14 protein-coding genes are annotated in these 19289 nt (G+C 56.4%); 11 read left to right on the plus strand and 3 right to left on the minus strand.

Annotated features, from left to right (window positions below; all coding sequences use genetic code 11):
• Position 1: 1 nt before the first annotated feature.
• Positions 2-1006 (minus strand): protein-methionine-sulfoxide reductase catalytic subunit MsrP, encoded by a 1005-nt coding sequence (gene msrP, locus ACZ3HG_RS07600; protein ID WP_465332624.1) that lies wholly within the window; start codon positions 1004-1006, stop codon positions 2-4.
• A gap of 131 nt (positions 1007-1137) precedes the next feature.
• Positions 1138-2115, minus strand: coding sequence for an acrylyl-CoA reductase (NADPH) (gene acuI, locus ACZ3HG_RS07605; protein WP_191934977.1), 978 nt, complete (start codon positions 2113-2115; stop codon positions 1138-1140).
• A gap of 224 nt (positions 2116-2339) precedes the next feature.
• Between acuI and csrD the strand changes: the two genes are divergently transcribed.
• The 8 genes from csrD to tldD all read left to right on the plus strand — a co-directional run bounded on the left by csrD (position 2340) and on the right by tldD (position 14889).
• Positions 2340-4289, plus strand: a complete 1950-nt coding sequence (gene csrD / locus ACZ3HG_RS07610; protein WP_191934978.1) for an RNase E specificity factor CsrD — start codon at positions 2340-2342, stop codon at positions 4287-4289.
• Positions 4290-4601: 312 nt separating this feature from the next.
• Positions 4602-5645, plus strand: a complete 1044-nt coding sequence (gene mreB, locus ACZ3HG_RS07615) for a rod shape-determining protein MreB (RefSeq protein WP_003855260.1) — start codon at positions 4602-4604, stop codon at positions 5643-5645.
• 69 nt (positions 5646-5714) lie between these two features.
• The gene (mreC, locus tag ACZ3HG_RS07620) at positions 5715-6749 is read left to right on the plus strand and encodes a rod shape-determining protein MreC (protein WP_191934979.1); all 1035 of its coding nucleotides are present in this window, start codon (positions 5715-5717) and stop codon (positions 6747-6749) included.
• Entirely contained in the window at positions 6746-7234 is a 489-nt protein-coding gene (gene mreD / locus ACZ3HG_RS07625; protein ID WP_062744512.1) for a rod shape-determining protein MreD, read from the plus strand. Before mreC ends, mreD begins: the two co-directional genes overlap by 4 nt.
• A 9-nt stretch (positions 7235-7243) precedes the next feature.
• Positions 7244-7837 carry a Maf family protein gene (locus ACZ3HG_RS07630; protein WP_191934980.1) on the plus strand — a complete coding sequence of 198 codons (594 nt, stop codon included), beginning with the start codon at positions 7244-7246 and terminating at the stop codon, positions 7835-7837.
• Positions 7827-9296: a ribonuclease G gene (gene rng / locus ACZ3HG_RS07635; protein WP_191934981.1), complete on the plus strand. Its 1470-nt coding sequence runs from the start codon at positions 7827-7829 to the stop codon at positions 9294-9296. The genes ACZ3HG_RS07630 and rng overlap by 11 nt, the downstream gene beginning before the upstream one ends.
• 159 nt (positions 9297-9455) lie before the next feature.
• Positions 9456-13259 (plus strand): AsmA2 domain-containing protein YhdP, encoded by a 3804-nt coding sequence (gene yhdP, locus ACZ3HG_RS07640; protein ID WP_465332628.1) that lies wholly within the window; start codon positions 9456-9458, stop codon positions 13257-13259.
• A 184-nt stretch (positions 13260-13443) separates the two neighbouring features.
• Complete coding sequence (tldD, locus tag ACZ3HG_RS07645) at positions 13444-14889, plus strand: metalloprotease TldD (protein ID WP_191937057.1); 1446 nt, start codon at positions 13444-13446, stop codon at positions 14887-14889.
• An 82-nt stretch (positions 14890-14971) separates the two neighbouring features.
• Here the strand turns inward: tldD and aaeR are convergent, their stop codons facing one another.
• Positions 14972-15886: an HTH-type transcriptional activator AaeR gene (gene aaeR / locus ACZ3HG_RS07650; protein WP_191934984.1), complete on the minus strand. Its 915-nt coding sequence runs from the start codon at positions 15884-15886 to the stop codon at positions 14972-14974.
• Positions 15887-16166: 280 nt separating this feature from the next.
• Between aaeR and aaeX the strand changes: the two genes are divergently transcribed.
• Genes aaeX through aaeB form a run of 3 tightly spaced genes read left to right on the plus strand, consistent with a single transcriptional unit; the run spans position 16167 to position 19282 of the window.
• Positions 16167-16370: a p-hydroxybenzoic acid efflux pump operon protein AaeX gene (gene aaeX / locus ACZ3HG_RS07655; protein ID WP_062744506.1), complete on the plus strand. Its 204-nt coding sequence runs from the start codon at positions 16167-16169 to the stop codon at positions 16368-16370.
• A gap of 7 nt (positions 16371-16377) precedes the next feature.
• The gene (gene aaeA / locus ACZ3HG_RS07660; RefSeq protein WP_191934985.1) at positions 16378-17310 is read left to right on the plus strand and encodes a p-hydroxybenzoic acid efflux pump subunit AaeA; all 933 of its coding nucleotides are present in this window, start codon (positions 16378-16380) and stop codon (positions 17308-17310) included.
• Between the two features lie 13 nt (positions 17311-17323).
• Positions 17324-19282: a p-hydroxybenzoic acid efflux pump subunit AaeB gene (aaeB, locus tag ACZ3HG_RS07665; RefSeq protein WP_465332629.1), complete on the plus strand. Its 1959-nt coding sequence runs from the start codon at positions 17324-17326 to the stop codon at positions 19280-19282.
• Positions 19283-19289 lie beyond the last annotated feature (7 nt).

The raw sequence follows: 19289 nt of genomic DNA on the forward strand, positions 1-19289 counted from the left end.
CTCAGAAGTTCTCCCGCAGATCGAGCCCACGGTAAAGAGAAGCCACCTGGTCGGCATAGCCATTAAACAGCAGGGTAGGCTGTCGTTTCACATCCAGAATACCGCCTGAGCCGATAAAACGTTCCGTTGCCTGCGACCAGCGCGGATGGTCGACATGCGGATTCACATTGGCAAAGAAACCGTATTCATTGCCGGCAAGCTGATTCCAGGTCGTGGGCGGCATATCTTTAACGAGAGTGATTTTGACAATCGATTTGATGCCTTTAAAACCGTATTTCCAGGGAACGGTCAGGCGGATCGGTGCCCCGTTTTGCGGAGGCAGCGCTTTACCGTAAACGCCGGTGGTTAGGAGCGTCAACGGGTGCATTGCTTCATCCAGTCGCAGTCCTTCAACATAAGGGTAATCCAGGCCTCCGCCGATAAAGCGATCCTGCTGGCCGGGCATCTGGTCCGGGGCATACAGCGTCTGGAAGGCCACATAACGGGCATTGCTGGTGGGTTCAGCCGCCTTAAGTAACTTACCCAGCTCAAAGCCAATCCACGGGACAACCATCGACCAGGCTTCCACGCAGCGCATACGGTAGATGCGTTGTTCCTGGGGGAAGCGCTTAAAAATATCATCCATATCCAGCGTCATGGGTTTTCCCACTTCGCCGCCAATCTCTATTTTCCAGTCGGTCGTTTTCAGCGTGCCGGCGTTAGCGGCCGGATCGGCTTTATCCAGTCCGAATTCGTAGAAGTTGTTATAGCCGCTGACTTTATCTTCCGGCGTCAGGGCGAGGTCAGACTGATACTGCGACGGCTTGGTGAAATCGAGAGGCTTGCCCGCCGGGGCCGGGGGACGGTCGTTGCCTTTAAACCAGGACAGCACATCCGCGCGGGCCGCGGTCGGCAGTGAAAGGGCCGCAGCGCTCAGGCCAAGGGTCTTGAGCAGCGTTCTGCGGCGGGTATTAAAAATGCTTTCCGGCGTGACATCATTTTCAGTCAGTTTATTAATGGCTTTCATCGGCGACCCTTGCACTTGGTGGGGTAATAATGTTGAGCATGGCGCAGAGCCGGACAATACGCTAATTATGGGCGAAAAATGTGAAATTTCCTGGATGCCTGCCCCTGCCGTCAGGCCGGGGCAGGCCGGGATCAGCGGATGCGTACCAGCGTGCGCCCGGTGCTCTGGTTATTCAGCAGTTTTTCGGCGGCGGAGGCCGCTTCGGTCAGGGGAACCTCTGTCGTCGCCTGTTGATAAAATGCGGGGGGCAGGGCTTTTACCAGCCGCTTCCAGGCGTCACGACGGCGCGGTGCCGGCGTCATTACCGAATCCACACCCTGCAGACGAACGTTGCGCAGGATAAACGGCATTACGCTGGTGGGCAGGGCAAAGCCACCAGCCAGGCCGCACGCCGCTACCACCCCGCCGTAATTCATCTGCGCCAGTACGCTCGCCAGCACCCGATCGCCCACGGTATCCACGGCTCCGGCCCAGCGCTGCTTTTCCAGCGGCCGGGATTCCGCGCTAAACGTACTGCGCGGCAGCACCGCCTGTGCGCCGAGCTGAAGCAGATAATCATGAGTGGACTCGCGCCCGCTGACGGCAACCACGCGATAACCCAACGCACTGAGCAGCGCCACGGCAGTGCTCCCAACGCCCCCGCTGGCACCCGTCACCAGCACCTCACCGCTCTCTGGCGTAATACCGCCTTCCTCCAGCGCCATGACACACAACATGGCAGTAAAACCGGCCGTGCCGATAATCATCGCCTTGCGCCCGTCCATGCCTTCCGGCATGGGGACCAGCCAGTCAGCATTAACCCGCGCCTGTTCGGCCAGCCCCCCCCAATGATTTTCACCTACGCCCCAACCGGTTAACAGTACCTGCTGACCACTGTGGAAACGGGGATCGCTGCTGGTATGCACTTTACCGGCGAAGTCGATGCCCGGCACCATCGGGAACTGGCGGATAATTTTTCCCTTTCCGGTGATCGCCAGGGCATCTTTATAGTTAATGCCGGACCAGTCGATATCGACGGTCACCTCGCCTGGGGGGAGGCTGTCTGCGCTTATCATCTTCACGGTCGCGGTGGTTATACCTTCTGCCTGCTCCAGAACCAGTGCCTGCATGAGAATCTCCTGAAATAGTGGGGGTATTAATTAAAATAGGACTTAACGGGACTATACTCCTCAAAATCCGGTTTTATCTGACGCCGGGCAAGCAATCGGACGGTGGGGTGTGGTATTTTTCTCCACCGGCGCTTACCGGCAAAGGCTTTTATCTGGTCATTAACAATACGGTTGCGGTTCGTTGTTAATGATGTCCCGACTACCGCAGCTATATGGGCACAAGGATGCGATTAACCACCAAGCTCTCTGCGATTATTACCCTGCTGTGTTCACTGGCCATGTTACTGATGCTGGTGGGCAGTGTGCTCAGTTTCTTTTACCTCAGCAATCAGAGGGCAGAACATCGGATCCAGCGGATGGCTGACGATGTTGATACGGCGTTACAGACTCAGTCACCCCAACAGATTGAGCAGTGGCTCAGCCATGTGATGAATCCCCTGCAAATCGAACATATCGTGATGGAGCAGGGCGGTAAGCGTCTTTTTCAGGTGACCCGCCGTCAGCAGCCGCTGCTGGATGATGAACCCAATCGCTACCGCGAAATGCACCTCCCTCTCTCCCGGCACCCTGAGATGACGCTGCGTGTCCAGTGGGTCGATTCAACCCGTACCTGGTTTTCCTCCTTAATCGGTACAACCAGCCTGTCGCTGATGCTGGGCGTCGTGGTGATTATGACTCTGCTGCTCTTCCAGGCCCGCCGCTGGCTTAACCGACAGCTGCAGGGTATGGAGCGCCTTGAGGAGCGGGCAGGTGCCATCATCAAGGGGGAACGCCTGACCGTCAGGCCCGGCTCTGTCCACGAGTGGCCCGCGAAAGCCAGCAGCGCCATTGACCTGCTGCTGGCCGACTTAAAAGAGGCCGGTGAGCAGCACAACCGTATTGATACGCTGATCCGTTCCTTTGCGGCACAGGATGCCCGTACCGGCCTGAATAACCGCCTGTTTTTTGATAACCAGCTCACCACGCTGCTGGAAGATCCTGAGGCCGTAGGCACACACGGTATGGTGATGATCATCCGCCTGCCGGACTTCGATACCCTGCGCGAACGCTGGGGCCACGCCCAGGTACAGGAGTATCTGTTTGCGCTGGTCAATATGCTGTCGACGTTTGTGCTGCGCTATCCGGGGGCTTTACTGGCACGTTATTTTCGCAGTGATTTTGCGGTGCTGTTGCCGCACCGCAGCGTGAAAGATGCCGACAGTATCGCTTCACAGCTGATCAAAGCGGTTGATACCCTGCCCTCCACGCGAATGGTGGATCGCGAAGACATGATCCATATCGGCATCAGCGGCTGGCACAGCGGCCAGACCACCCAGCAAGTGATGGAAAATGCCGAACTGGCAACCCGTCAGGCCACGCTGCAGGGGGGGAATAACTGGTCAGTGGGAGAAGGGGCGCAGCAGGACTTTGCGCGCGGCAGCGTGAAGTGGCGCACTTTACTGGAAAATACCCTGAATCGTGGCGGGCCAAGGCTCTATCAGAAACCTGCGGTGAACGCGAAAGGCGAGGTCTATCACCGCGAAATGATGCCGCGCATCTTCGACGGTGAAAAAGAGCTGCTGGCGGCGGAGTATCTGCCCATGATGCAGCAGCTGGGGTTGGCCGAACGCTATGACCGTCAGATGGTCAAGCGTATCCTGGCGTTGATCGCGCTGTGGCCGGAGGAAACGCTGGCTATCCCCCTGACACTGGATGCTTTATTGCAGCGTTCCTTCCAGAACTGGCTGCGCGACAGCTTGCTCCAGTGCACTAAATCACAAAGAAAACGTATTTTATTTGAACTTGCGGAAGCGGATGTGTGTCAACACATCAGCCGTTTAGAGCCGGTGTTCCGATTACTCTATGGTTTCGGCTGTAGCGTAGTGGTCAATCAGGCGGGTCTGACCGTGGTCAGTACGGCGTATATCAAGCAGTTCCAGGTGCGGCTGATCAAGCTTCATCCTGGTCTGGTGCGTAATATCAACCGTCGCACTGAGAACCAGTTGTTTGTGCAGAGCCTGCTTGAAAGTAGTAAGCAGACTTCTACCCAGGTTTTTGCCGCTGGTGTTCGCTCACGCGAAGAGTGGCAAACGCTGGTGGAGCTGGGTGTTACCGGGGGACAGGGCGACTTTTTCGCGCCCTCGCAGCCGGTGGACAGCAGCGTGAAAAAATATTCGCAAAGATATCGAGTTTAGTCTCACGTCAGCCAGGTTTTCACGTAGAATACCCGGGCGATAGTGGTTCGAAGCGGCTTTCTCGCCGGCCGAGGCGAAACTGAACTGTTAATGTTTATGTATGTTATGTCCGCCAGATTGTCCAAAACCCGTGCAGAACGCCTGATTACTGGCGTCTGCGGCGCCATCTGCAGACCAGGTTGTGACGCTGGCGCGAGATAGCATGATTTTTCACCGGAGCAGAACGTTTTTGCGCCTTGTCGCTGCTTCGTGTGGTTGGTAAAGTAAGCGGATTTTATTTTCCGCCCCCAGCTTGCAGGATTATCCTTTAGTATGTTTAAAAAATTCCGTGGCATGTTTTCCAACGACTTGTCCATCGACCTGGGTACAGCCAATACCCTGATTTACGTGAAAGGGCAGGGCATTGTGCTGAACGAGCCTTCCGTCGTTGCTATCCGTCAGGATCGTGCCGGCTCCCCAAAGAGCGTAGCGGCAGTCGGTCATGACGCAAAACAGATGCTGGGGCGTACGCCCGGCAATATCGCAGCTATTCGCCCAATGAAAGATGGCGTTATTGCCGACTTCTTTGTGACCGAAAAAATGCTGCAGCACTTTATCAAGCAGGTCCACAGCAACAGCTTTATGCGCCCAAGTCCGCGCGTGCTGGTGTGTGTGCCCGTGGGAGCGACCCAGGTTGAGCGTCGTGCCATCCGTGAATCGGCACAGGGTGCCGGTGCGCGCGAAGTGTTTCTGATTGAAGAGCCGATGGCCGCCGCTATCGGTGCTGGCCTGCCGGTATCTGAAGCAACCGGTTCCATGGTCGTGGATATCGGTGGCGGTACTACGGAAGTCGCGGTGATCTCGCTAAATGGCGTGGTTTACTCCTCTTCCGTACGTATCGGTGGTGACCGCTTCGATGAAGCGATCATTAATTATGTGCGCCGTAATTACGGCTCTCTGATTGGTGAAGCCACCGCAGAGCGTATCAAACACGAAATCGGTTCCGCCTATCCGGGTGACGAAGTCCGCGAGATAGAAGTGCGCGGCCGTAACCTGGCGGAAGGGGTTCCGCGTGGTTTTACACTGAATTCCAACGAAATTCTGGAAGCGCTGCAGGAGCCGTTAACCGGTATCGTGAGCGCGGTCATGGTCGCACTGGAGCAGTGCCCACCAGAGCTGGCGTCTGATATCTCAGAGCGCGGTATGGTGTTGACGGGGGGTGGCGCACTGTTGCGTAACCTTGATCGTCTGCTTATGGAAGAGACCGGTATCCCTGTTGTCGTCGCAGAAGATCCCCTGACCTGCGTTGCACGCGGCGGTGGTAAAGCGTTGGAAATGATTGACATGCACGGCGGCGATTTGTTCAGCGAAGAATAATCTGCCTGAAGGAGTGCCGGGGCGCTGCCCGCACTCCTTTTTCATGTTGTCGAGGAAAACGCCGAGTTTATGAAGCCGATGTTCAGCAGGGGACCTTCCCTGCAGTTACGCTTATTTTTAGCGGTTATAGTGGCAATAGGCGTAATTGTTGCCGACAGTCGAATGGGGGCTTTCTCCCAGATCCGCACCTATATGGACACTGCAGTCAGTCCATTCTATTTTTTGGCCAACGGGCCGCGTAAAATTCTGGACAATGTTTCTGAAACATTGGCCTCCCGCCAGCAGATCGAACTGGAAAACAAAGCCTTACACCGTGAGCTGATACTGAAAAACAGCGAACTCTTGATGTTGGGTCAGTTCAAGCAAGAGAATGCCCGCCTGCGTGAGCTGCTGGGTTCACCGCTGCGTCAGGACGAGCAAAAAATGGTGACTCAGGTGATCTCTACGGGCACCGATCCTTACACCGACCAGGTCGTCATCGACAAAGGCAGCGTTAACGGCGTTTACGAAGGCCAGCCGGTGATCAGTGATAAAGGCGTGGTGGGTCAGGTTGTGGCGGTAGGAAAAATCACCAGCCGCGTACTGCTGATCTGCGATGCTTCCCACGCCCTGCCGATCCAGGTCCTGCGTAATGATATCCGCGTGATTGCCGCCGGTAACGGGTGTACCGAAGATCTGCAGCTTGAACATCTGCCGGGTAATACCGACATTCGCGTCGGCGACGTGCTGGTGACCTCCGGCTTGGGGGGACGTTTCCCGGAAGGATATCCTGTTGCTGTTGTTTCCTCTGTGAAGGTGGATACACAGCGTGCTTACACCGTTATTCAGGCCCGACCTACTGCCGGTCTTCAGCGTCTGCGCTATCTGCTGCTGCTGTGGGGCGCGGATCGCAATGGCTCCATGCCGATGGCCCCGGACGAAGTCCATCGTGTCGCTAACGAACGTCTGATGCAGATGATGCCGCAGGTACTACCCCGCGCCAGCGAAATGGTTGGGCCTCCGGCTCCTCCGACGACAACCTCTGCCCCGGCTGCGGGGGCAACGGCTCCGGAAACGGGTGCTGCACCTGTCCGCCAGCGTGCCGTGCGCGGGGGCCAGCCTTGAGTAGCTACCGCAGCCACGGGCGTTGGGTGATTTGGCTCTCTTTCCTTGTCGCTCTTGTGCTGCAAATTATGCCCTGGCCGGAAGAGTTATTGATGTACCGTCCGTCATGGCTGTTGCTGATCCTGATCTACTGGGTGCTGGCGCTGCCGCACCGGGTGAATGTCGGGAGCGGATTTGTGATGGGATCTATAATGGATCTTATTTCGGGTTCGACGCTCGGCGTCCGCGCTCTGGCGTTCAGCATTGTTGCCTATCTGGTGGCATTTAAATTTCAGCTCTTTCGTAATCTGGCGTTGTGGCAGCAGGCCCTGATGGTGATGGTGCTGTCCCTGGCGATGGATGTCATTGTGTTCTGGTCTGAGTTCCTGGTGATTAACGTCTCCTTCCGTCCGGAAATATTCTGGAGTAGCGTCGTTGACGGTATTCTCTGGCCCTGGCTGTTCTTACTGATGAGAAAAATCCGCCGCCAGTTCGCCGTACAATAAAGGACAATTATGCTTTCCCTGTATCTGGCTTCTGGCTCGCCACGACGTCGCGAACTGCTGACGCAGCTGGGCCTGACTTTCGAACGCCTCGCTAACGAGGTCGAAGAGACGCGTTTGCCTGGCGAAACGGCAGAGCAGTATGTTCGCCGTCTGGCGCGGGATAAAGCCCGGGCCGGTGTGGCCGTGGCAGAAAGGGATCTCCCGGTACTGGGGGCGGATACGATTGTGGTCCTCAATAACCAAGTGCTGGAAAAACCCGCCGATGCTGAGTCGGCCACCGCCATGCTGAGCATGCTCTCCGGCCAGACCCATGAGGTGATGACGGCCGTTGCCCTGGCTGACCGCCAGCGAACGCTGGAATGTCTTGTCGTCACCGAGGTGACCTTCCGCACCTTAACGCCAGAAGACATTGCGAATTATATTGCCAGCGGTGAGCCTATGGATAAAGCCGGGGCTTATGGCATTCAGGGGTTGGGCGGCAACTTTGTCAGAAAAATTAACGGAAGCTATCACGCGGTTGTGGGACTGCCTCTGGTGGAAACAGCCGAACTGTTTAGCCACTTCCAGTCGCTGCGTGAAGTGAGAGGCCAAAATGACAGCTGAATTACTGGTGAATATTACGCCGTCAGAAACCCGTGTGGCTTACATCGACGGTGGCATTTTGCAGGAAATCCACATCGAGCGTGAAGCGCGTCGCGGCATTGTCGGTAACATTTATAAAGGCCGTGTCAGCCGTGTCCTTCCCGGCATGCAGGCCGCGTTTGTGGATATTGGTCTGGAAAAAGCCGCGTTTCTGCACGCGTCCGATATCATGCCGCACACCGAATGCGTCGCGCGCGACGAAAAGAAAAACTTTATCGTGCGCGATATCTCCGAACTGGTGCGCCAGGGGCAGGATCTGATGGTACAGGTGGTGAAAGATCCGCTGGGTACCAAAGGGGCGCGACTGACGACCGATATTACTTTGCCGTCACGCTATCTGGTCTTTATGCCGGGAGCTTCACATGTGGGCGTCTCACAGCGCATTGAAAGTGAAGCCGAGCGCGATCGCCTGAAAGCGGTGGTGGCGGGCTACTGTGATGAGCTGGGTGGCTATATTATCCGCACGGCCGCAGAGGGTGTGGGTGAAGATGAGCTGGCGTCTGATGCAGCCTTTCTGAAGCGCCTGTGGACCAAAGTGATTGAGCGTAAGAAACGCAATCAGACCCGCTGTCGTCTGTATGGCGAGGTTGCGTTGTCGCAACGCATCCTGCGCGACTTTGCCGGTGCCGCACTGGACCGTATTCGCATTGACTCACGTCAGACCTTTGAGCATCTGGTGGAGTTCACCGGTGAATATATTCCAGAGATGACCGCGAAGCTGGAGCTGTACACCGGAAAGCAGCCTATTTTTGATCTGTTCGATGTGGAAAATGAGATCCAGCGTTCGCTCGATCGCAAAGTCGAACTGAAGTCAGGCGGGTACTTGATCATCGATCAGACCGAAGCCATGACCACCATTGATATCAATACCGGGGCATTTGTCGGCCACCGCAATCTTGAAGAAACCATCTTCAATACTAATATTGAAGCGACGCAGGCCATTGCCCGCCAGCTGCGCCTGCGTAATCTTGGCGGTATCATTATCATTGATTTCATCGATATGAATAACGATGAGCACCGCAGGCGCGTGCTGCACTCACTGGATCAGGCGTTAAGCAAAGACCGGGTGAAAACCGGGGTCAACGGCTTCTCGCAGCTGGGGCTGGTTGAGATGACGCGTAAACGCACACGCGAAAGTATTGAGCATGTCCTCTGCCAGGACTGCCCGGTCTGCAAAGGACGTGGCACGCTCAAAACGGTGGAGACCGTCTGCTACGAGATTATGCGCGAGATCGTGCGTGTGCATCATGCCTATGACTCCGATCGTTTCCTGGTTTATGCCTCTCCATCCGTGGGAGAAGCCCTGAAGAGTGACGAATCTCACGCGCTGGCTGAGGTGGAAATCTTTGTCGGCAAACAGGTAAAAGTACAAATTGAGCCGCTTTATACGCAGGAACAATTTGACGTGGTCATGATGTAATTGCAGCGTGTTTATCCCGGTTATACGCTAATAAAGCGTACTAAGTTGGGGTAAACTGAAAATAACGGCTTGAACTGCCTTGTCGGGTCTTGCTTGCGGGACAACCAACCGATTTTTAGTGACTGACTATCCGTTGCAGCGGAAGACAAGGAGAGGTGTGTGAGGCAATTGCCCAGAATTTTGCTACTAACAGGCGCAACATTGGTTGTGGTGACTGCGCTATTGGTTAGTGGCTTACGTCTGCTGATGCCACACATGAATAGCTGGCGCACGCCCATTCTTGAGCAGGTTTCTGCTGCTGCGGGGCTAAAGATAGAGGCCAGTTCCCTTGAAGGTCGGTGGGAAAATTTTGGCCCGCGCCTGGAAATAAAAGATATTCAGGCGGACTTCCCCGATGGCGGTGGGCTGGAAATACAGCGTGTCACGCTGGCACTGGATGTCTGGCAGTCTCTCCTGCACCTGCGCTGGCAGTTTCGCGATCTGACCTTCTGGCAGCTTAATCTGGTGACCAACACGCCGCTTACGGGTGGCAATAAACAACAGCCAGATTTTCAAACGGAACGGCTGAACGATCTCTTCCTGCGTCAGTTTGACCATTTCGACCTCCGCGACAGCCAAATCAGTTTTGTCACGCTGTCCGGCCAGCGTGCCACGCTGGCCATTCCCCAGCTCTCCTGGCTGAATGAAGAAACCCGACACCGTGCGGAAGGACTGGTCAGCCTGTCCAGCTTTACCGGCCAGCATGGCGTAGTGCAGCTGCGGCTGGATCTCAGCGACAAAAACGGTTACCTCAGTACCGGACGGGTCTGGATGCAGGCCGATGATGTGGATGTGAAGCCCTGGCTGGGGCAGTGGATGCGCGATAATACCAGTCTGGAAAGTGCCCGCTTCAGCCTCGCGGCCTGGATGAGCGTCGAAAACGGCGATATACACGGCGGCGATGTCTGGCTGAAAAAAGGGGGGGCTAACTGGCTCGGTGACAGACAACCACACCACCTCAGCGTGGATAACCTCACGGCGCACGTCAGCCGTTTTAACGGCGGCTGGAATATCAGCGTCCCGCAAACGCGGTTTATTACCGACGGCAAACCCTGGCCGCACGGGCAGTTCTCCCTGCTGTGGCTGCCGGAAAACCCACAACTGCCAGGCCCTGATCACAGTCAGGAAGTGCGGGTGAGGGCGACCGATATTGATCTTGAGCGTCTTGAACCGCTGATCCCACTGTTTGCCAAACTCTCTCCTCAACTGCTGGGAAACTGGCGTTCTTTGCAGCCGCGCGGCCAACTTGATGCGCTGGCGCTGGATGTGCCCCTTCAGCAGCCGGAACGGACGCGCTTCCAGGCGCAGTGGCGGGATCTGAGCTGGCAGCAGTGGAAAATTGTGCCGGGCATGGAGCATTTTAACGGGACGCTGGCGGGCGGCGTGGCCGACGGGCGCATGGCGTTCACGTTGCATCAGGCGACCCTGCCCTACGGCGATATGTTCCGTGCTCCGCTGGAGATCGCCCGGGCTACGGGCGCCATCAGCTGGCAGTACGGTGAGCAGGGGCTGACACTTTCCGGGCAGCAGCTTGACGTTCAGGCTCGCTCACTGTGGGCGCGCGGCGACTTCCGCTACCGGCAGGCGAAAGATCAGCCGCCCCAGCTTGATATTCTCGCTGGCATTAACCTGACTCATGCCGGTGATGCCTGGCGCTATTTCCCGGAACCTTTGATGGGGACGTCGCTAACGGACTACCTCAGCGGGGCGCTGAGAGGCGGACAGGTACAGAATGCGACGCTGCTTTTTGCCGGTGATCCGCAGCAGTTTCCGTTCAAACATAATGACGGCATGTTTGAAGTCGCCGTGCCGCTGCGTCAGGCAACCTATGAGTTTGAACCCGGCTGGCCTGCGCTGGAAAACCTGAATATTGACCTCGACTTCGCGAATAACGGCCTGTGGATGCGCGCGGCAGAGATTAAGCTGGGGGAGGTTAACGGCCATAACATTTCGGCCGTGATCCCTGACTATCTGAAGGAGAAACTGATTATTGACGGCGAGATCAGCGGCGGTGGGCCGCAGATCCGCGACTACTTTAATCAGTCTCCGCTAAAATCTTCGTTAGGCGCGGCGCTTGATGAGCTGCAAATCGGCGGGGATGTTAGTGGTCGCTTACATCTCGATATACCGCTGGATGGCAAGGACGTCCGGGCGACGGGCGATGTGAATTTTGCACATAACTCGCTGCTGATTAGGCCGCTCGATACCCAATTTGACGCGCTGACCGGGCACTTTACCTACGATAACGGCGACCTGAAAAGCGATGCCATGACCGCGCGCTGGTTTGGCCAGCCCGTCGGCGTCAGTTTTAACACCCGTGAAGGTGAAAAAGAGTACCAAATCGGTGTGGATCTCAATGCAGACTGGCAGCCAGGCACAATGACCGCTCTCCCGGAGGCTGTGCGTAAAAAGCTGGGCGGTAACCTGCCGTGGCAGAGCAACGTGCTGGTGACATTACCGCATACGGGGGGAGCCCGTTATCAGATTAATATCGAAGGCGATCTGAAGAGTGTGAGCAGTCACTTACCTGCACCGCTGGATAAAAAGAGCGGTAGCGCGCTTCCGGTTAAGGTTATGGCAAAAGGCAACCTGAACAGCGTTGAGGTGAGTGGTTCGGTCGGCGATCGCCACCGGTTTAACAGCCGCTGGCTGCTGGAAAAGCAGCTGAAGGTTGACCGGGGCATCTGGGAAAACGATGCGAAACAGACCCCGGCGCTGCCAGATCACAGCGGAATGGTGCTCAATCTACCTGCCCTTGACGGTGAGGCCTGGCTTGGCCTGCTGGGGGCGGGGACCGGCATCGGCGGGGGGGGGGAATCTGGCACGACCATGCTGCCGGGCAATATCCGCGTACATACCCCGTCACTGACGCTGGCCGGTCAGCAGTGGGAAGATCTTACCGCCACCCTGACTCAGAGTGTCGCCGGCGAGATGACTGCCAGCGTTGAGGGCAAGACCATCAGCGGTTCTCTGGTCACCCAACAGAAAGGTCCGTGGCTGGCTAACCTGAAATACCTTTATTACAACCCGCAGTGGGACAGCAAAGGGACGTCTTCACCCCTGCCGACGGATGCCAGTGCGGTGAACTTTAGCCGCTGGCCTGCGCTGCGGCTGAACTGTGAGGAGTGCTGGCTGCGTGGCCAGAAGTTTGGCCACATCAGGGGGGCGCTGACGCCGTCCGGTGATACGCTGAAGTTAGAGAACGGGCTGATTGATAGCGGTAATGCAAAGCTGACCGTTAACGGCGAATGGGTGAACCAGCCGGGCCAGCAGCGGACGTCACTGAAAGGCGTGCTAAGTGGCAAAAAAATTGATGATGCAACGAACTGGTTCGGCGTCAGCTCACCGCTGCGCGACTCACCGTTTAAGTTTGAGTATGACCTGCACTGGCAGTCTGCTCCCTGGCAGCCGTCGGAAGCCTCGCTAAGCGGCGTGTTAAAATCGCATCTTGGTGCCGGACAGATAGCTGATGTCTCAACCGGGCGGGCCGGACAGCTTCTGCGTCTGGTCAGCTTCGACTCGCTGCTGCGTAAGTTGCGCCTCGATTTTAGCGACACCTTCAGTCAGGGCTTCTACTTTGATTCTGTTAACGGTACGGCGTGGATTGAAAACGGTGTGATGCACACCGATAACCTGCTGGTGGACGGGCTCGAGGCTGATATTGCCATGAAAGGTAAGGTTGATCTGGTGCAGCGGCAGATTGATATGGAAGCCGTGGTGGCACCGGAGATTTCGGCCACCGTCGGCGTAGCCACGGCCTTTGCGGTGAACCCGGTGATTGGTGCCGCGGTCTTTGCCGCCAGTAAGGTACTCGGGCCGCTGTGGAGCAAAATTTCCGTGCTGCGTTACCATATCAGCGGGCCGATAGATAAACCCAAAATTGATGAAGTCCTGCGCAAACCACGCGACACTGGCAGTAAGTGAGTTTGACGTAGCCGCTGTATTGCCTCAGGCTGTCACTATCCTTCATCTTTCACGCTGCTGGCGCGTCGGCTGCTCTTTACTCCCCGGTCACTTACTACGGTAAGCGACCGGTCGCCGCCGTCCTGCACCCTGAAATCTATCGGGTATGATTGATGGTGAAAGTACCCACACAGAGTGAGAATTCATGAGTCTGAATCTGGTAAGTGAGCAGTTACTAACTGCTAACAATATTAGTCAAAGCGACCTTTTTTCCATCCTCGGCCAGCTTTCCGAGCGCAAGCTGGACTATGCCGACCTTTATTTTCAGTCCAGCTACCATGAATCCTGGGTACTGGAAGATCGCATTATTAAAGACGGCTCCTACAATATCGATCAGGGCGTAGGCGTGCGTGCCGTCAGCGGCGAAAAGACCGGCTTTGCCTATGCCGACCAGATCACGCTGAATGCGCTGCATCAGAGCGCAACGGCTGCCCGCAGCATCGTGCGTGAGCAGGGCAACGGCCAGTCGCGGACGCTGGGTGCGGTCATCAACCGGTCGTTGTACCCGGCACTCGATCCCCTGCAGAGTCTGTCACGGGAAGAGAAAATCGCGCTCCTGCACCGCGTCGACAGCGCGGCTCGCGCCGCTGATAAACGCGTGCAGGAAGTGTCTGCCAGCCTGACCGGCGTGTATGAGCTGATTCTGGTTGCCGCTACTGATGGCACTCTGGCCGCCGATGTGCGTCCGCTGGTGCGCCTTTCGGTCAGCGTACAGGTGGAAGATAACGGTAAGCGTGAGCGCGGTGCCAGCGGTGGCGGCGGGCGCTTTGGTTACGAATTCTTCCTGGCCAATGAAGACGGTGAAGTGCGGGCCGATGCCTGGGCGCGTGAAGCGGTGCGCATGGCGCTGGTGAATCTGAATGCAATCGCCGCTCCGGCGGGCACCATTCCGGTTGTGCTGGGCGCGGGCTGGCCTGGCGTGCTGCTGCATGAAGCGGTCGGTCACGGACTGGAAGGCGATTTTAACCGTCGGGGAACGTCAGTCTTTAGCGGTCAGATGGGCCAGCTGGTGGCTTCCGAGCTGTGCACCGTGGTGGATGATGGCACCATTGATGGCCTGCGTGGATCGCTGGCCGTGGATGATGAAGGCGTACCGGGTCAGTACAATGTCCTGATTGAGAACGGGATCCTGAAAGGTTACATGCAGGATAAGCTCAATGCCCGCCTGATGGGTGTGGCACCGACCGGTAACGGTCGCCGTGAGTCTTACGCGCATCTGCCGATGCCCCGCATGACCAACACCTATATGCTGGCAGGAAAATCCACCCCACAGGACATTATTGAAAGCGTCGAGTACGGCCTGTATGCGCCAAACTTCGGCGGCGGACAGGTGGATATCACCTCAGGTAAGTTCGTTTTCTCCACCTCAGAGGCCTATCTGATTGAAAACGGTAAGGTGACGAAGCCGGTGAAAGGCGCAACGCTTATCGGCTCCGGCATTGAGGCGATGCAACAGATATCGATGGTGGGTAACGATCTGGCGCTGGATAAAGGCGTCGGCGTCTGCGGTAAAGAGGGCCAAAGCCTGCCGGTTGGCGTCGGCCAGCCAACCCTGAAGCTGGATAAACTGACCGTAGGCGGCACCGCTTAATCCCGGGCGGAGCGGAAAAAGGTCTGCCCCTGCCACTGAATTCAGCGCAGCGGGCGATCTTTTTTTCGGTCGCCCCGGCAGCTTATTTACGAAATTCCTGGTAAATCTCCGCCACCTTATCGAAATAGTCCGTCAGATAGTTGATACACACCTGCACCTTGAGCGGCAGCTTATCCTTTTGCGTATATACAGCGTACACCGGGCGCGGCACCGACTGATAATGGGCAAACAGGATCTCTACCCGCCCTGCGTTAATTTCATCAATAATCCACATCAGCGGCACATAGGCGATGCCGGTGCCGGACTTCAGCCAGCGGATCAGCGTCTGAGAATCATTGGTGGCAAAACGGCCCTGAGGTGAAAGGCGGATCGAGGTTCCTTCCGGTGAGGTCAGCTCAAAGTCGTTATCCGGGCGGACGCTGTACTGCAGCCAGGAATAGTTACTGATATCCGAGGGCTTCTCAGGCGTGCCGAACTGAGCGAGGTAGCTTTTTGCTGCACAGACCACCATCGGCATAGAGCCTAAGCGTTTCGAAAAAAGGCTGGAGTCCTGAAGCGCACCGACGCGGATCACCAGATCAAGCCCGTCGGCAATCAGGTCAGGTGCCGGGATGCCGGTCACCAGATTGACCGTCAGTCCGGGGTACTCTTTCAGCATCTCTTCGGTCATCGGGGCCAGCAGGTTTTGCGACATCGTCGACGAGCTGCCGATGCGCAACGTACCGATGGGCGTATTATTAAAGGCCCACAGCTGTTCATGTACCTGCTGCGCTTCGGACATCATGCGCCGACAGCCCTGGAAGTAGATCTTCCCGGCCTCGGTCAGCCCCAGGCTGCGCGTACTGCGATTAAGCAGTTTCACCTGCAGCTCATTTTCCAGTCGGGCCACAATCTGGCTGACGGCCGATACGCTCAACTGCATATGCTGTGCCGCTGCCGTAAACGAACCCAACTCAACCACTTTGGCGAAAACGGTCATGCCCTTTAATCTTTCCATTATTAACTCTGGCTTAAAAGTGATTTAGATCACATTTGGTAGATAACTTATAGTCAGCCGCGTTACTATAGCATCGTCGGGTTATCGTTCCCTCACCCCATTCCCTTTAAATGCGGGCTCACTGAACAGGCTATTATTCAATGAGCTTCGGTGCTGATGCGTCTCTTCAGTCGACTTGTCGATGAAACATCATAAACCTGCATACCTTTCCGCGTGGTTAACGGGAGAGGCGTGAGCGGTGAGTGCGGGTGGCCTGGTCAGGTATTTATAAGGATAAGAGATGAGTGTGCTACCCGTTGTTGTGGTGTTCGGGATGTCATTCCCCCCCATTTTTTTTGAAATTATAGTGTCACTGATGGTGTTCTGGCTGGTGCGACGTCTTATTACCCCAACCGGGATTTACGATCTTGTCTGGCACCCGGCACTGTTTAATACAGCATTGTACTGCTGCCTGTTTTATCTGGTATCCCGATTGTTCGTCTGAGGTCATCGTGAAAGCTCTAACAAGAAAAATCTCCCGTTTCGCCATTACCCTGCTGCTGGTGATCATCGCCGTTGTCCTGATTTTCCGCGTGTGGGTGTTTTACACCGAATCCCCCTGGACACGTGACGCTAAATTTACGGCCGATGTGGTGGCGATTGCCCCTGATGTCAGCGGCCTGATTACCGATGTCCGCGTCCATGACAATCAGCTGGTGCAGAAAGACCAGGTACTGTTCACCATTGACCAGCCGCGCTACCAGAAAACCCTGGAAGAGGCGGAGGCCGACGTGGCCTATTATCAGGCTGTGCTGGGTGAAAAGCGTCGTGAAGCATCTCGCCGTAATAAGCTGGGCGTCTCAGCCATGTCGCGCGAGGCGATTGACCAGGCCAATAATGACTATCAGACGACAGAGCATCAGCTGGCGAAAGCGGTGGCCACGCGTGACCTGGCGAAGCTGGACCTGGAGCGTACGGTCGTTAAAGCCCCGTCTGCGGGCTGGATAACTAACCTGAATGTTTATACCGGTGAGTTTATTACCCGAGGGTCGACCTCCGTGGCGCTGGTGAAACAGAATTCGTTTTACGTGCTGGCCTATCTGGAAGAGACCAAGCTGGATGGCATCCGCCCGGGCTACCGGGTTGAGATTACCCCCCTGGGCAGCAACCACGTGCTGCACGGGTCGGTCGACAGTGTAGCTGCAGGCGTGACCAACAGCAGCAGCACCGTTGACAGTAAAGGGATGGCCACTATCGACTCTAATCTGGAGTGGGTGCGTCTGGCGCAGCGCGTGCCGGTGCGTATTCATCTTGACCAGCAGCCGGGTAACCTTTATCCGTCAGGGACCACCGCGACCGTTGTGGTTACCGGGGCCAGGGATCGCCAGGATAAAGACCGTTCACCGCTGATGCAGCTGATGCATCGTCTGCGCGAGTTTGGTTGAGGCGGGGCCGGTTATGCAGTGGTATCGTCTGCGCTTTCCCATCAAACTGACCTTTGCCATTCTGCTGGCGCTGATTGTCGGATTTGAGTTCAATCTGGAAACCCCTCGCTGGGCGGTGATGACCGCCGCCATCGTGGCCGGGGGGACGGCTTTTGCCGCCGGAGGCGATCCCTTCTCCGGTGCGCTGCGTCATCGCGGTATGCTCCGTATTATCGGTACCTTTATTGGCTGTATTGCCGCGGTAGCGATCATGGTAGCCACTATTCGCGCACCGGTGGTGATGCTGCTGCTCTGCTGCATCTGGGCGGGCGTTTGCGTGTGGATCTCCTCGCTGATGAAGGTGGAGAACTCCTATGCCCTGGGACTGGCGGGTTACACAGCCCTGATTATCGTGGTCAGCGTTGATGCTAACGGGTCGCTGCTGCTGGCCCCACAGTTTGCCGTTGAGCGTTGCAGTGAAATTATCATCGGCATTGTCTGCGCTATTCTGGCCGATATGCTGTTTTCACCGCGTTCCATTAAGCAGGATATTGACCGTGAAATTGATGCCCTGCTGGTGGAACAGTACCGCCTGATGCAGCTCTGCGTGGCTCATGCTGATAAGGATGAGGTCGATAAATGCTGGGCAGGTCTGGTGCGCCGTACCACCGCCCTGAACGGCATGCGTAATCATCTGATGATGGAGGCGGGACGCTGGCAAAAAATTGACCGGCGTCTGCGGGTGATGAACACGCTGTCGCTGACGTTGATCACCCAGGCGTGCGAGACCTTCCTGATCCAGAACACCCGCCAGGAGTATGTTCCCAGCCAGTTTCATCTGTTTTTCGAAAAACCGGTAGAAAATATCACTGATATTCATCAGCGGATGAAGGTGATGCGTCGGGTGATCGCCGCCAGCGGCAGCAAGAATACGCCGACGACGATCCGTTCCTGGGTGGGCGCGGCCAGCCGTTACCTCCTGTTGCTTAAAGGCGTACACACCAACAGCAGTATCAGCCGTATGGAAGAAGAGATACTGAACGCGGAGCCGGTGGTAAAAATGCGCTCGGCGGAAAGCCGTCACGCCCTGGTCAACGGACTACGCACCTTTGTTGCTATCGCGGTGGGCTCCCTGTTCTGGCTGTGGACGGGCTGGACATCCGGCAGCGGGGCGATGGTGATGCTGGCTGTGATCACCTCTCTGGCTATGCGTACACCGAATCCGCTGATGGTGGCGAAGGACTTCCTGTACGGTATGATTGTCGCCATCCCGCTGGGGTCTCTCTATTACATGGTGGTGATGCCTGGTACGCAGCAAAGTATGCTATTGCTGTGTATTGCCCTGGGCCTGATCGCCTTTATCTGCGGTATTCTCATCCAGCGGCGTCAGATAGGGACGCTGGGCGCGCTGGTCGGAACCATTAATATCCTGACGCTGGATAATCCGATGAAATTTGAAGTCAGCCTGTTCCTCGACAGCGCACTCGGCCAGGCGATCGGCTGCTTTGTGGCGCTGCTGGTGATCCTGCTGATACGCGATACGTCAAAGGAGCGGGTTGGCAGAACGTTGCTGAATCGTCTGATGTATGCGGCGGTGTCTGCGCTAACGACCAACTCCGCACGACGCAAAGAAAATCATCTGCCCGCGCTCTATCAGCAGCTCTTTATGCTGCTCAATATTTTTCCCAGCGATATCGATAAGTACCGTCTGGCGCTGACGCTGATTATCGCCCATCAGCGCATGCGGGATGCTGATGTGCCGGTCAACTCAGACCTTTCAGCCTTTCATAAACAGATGCGCCATACCGCTGATCGCGTTATTTCGGCGACGAGCGAGGGGAAAAAACGGCATTACTTCGAGCGTCTGCTGGCTGATTTTGAGGTTTACCAGCAAAAGCTGGTGCAGTATGAGGCACCTGTCAGTGTCACCGAGCCGGTAGCTCGGCTGGCTGCAGTGCTAAAAAAATATCAGAATACGCTGATCCGGATCTGAATAAGCC

The sequence above is a fragment of the Erwinia sp. PME.40.26/001 genome, assembly GCF_055556675.1.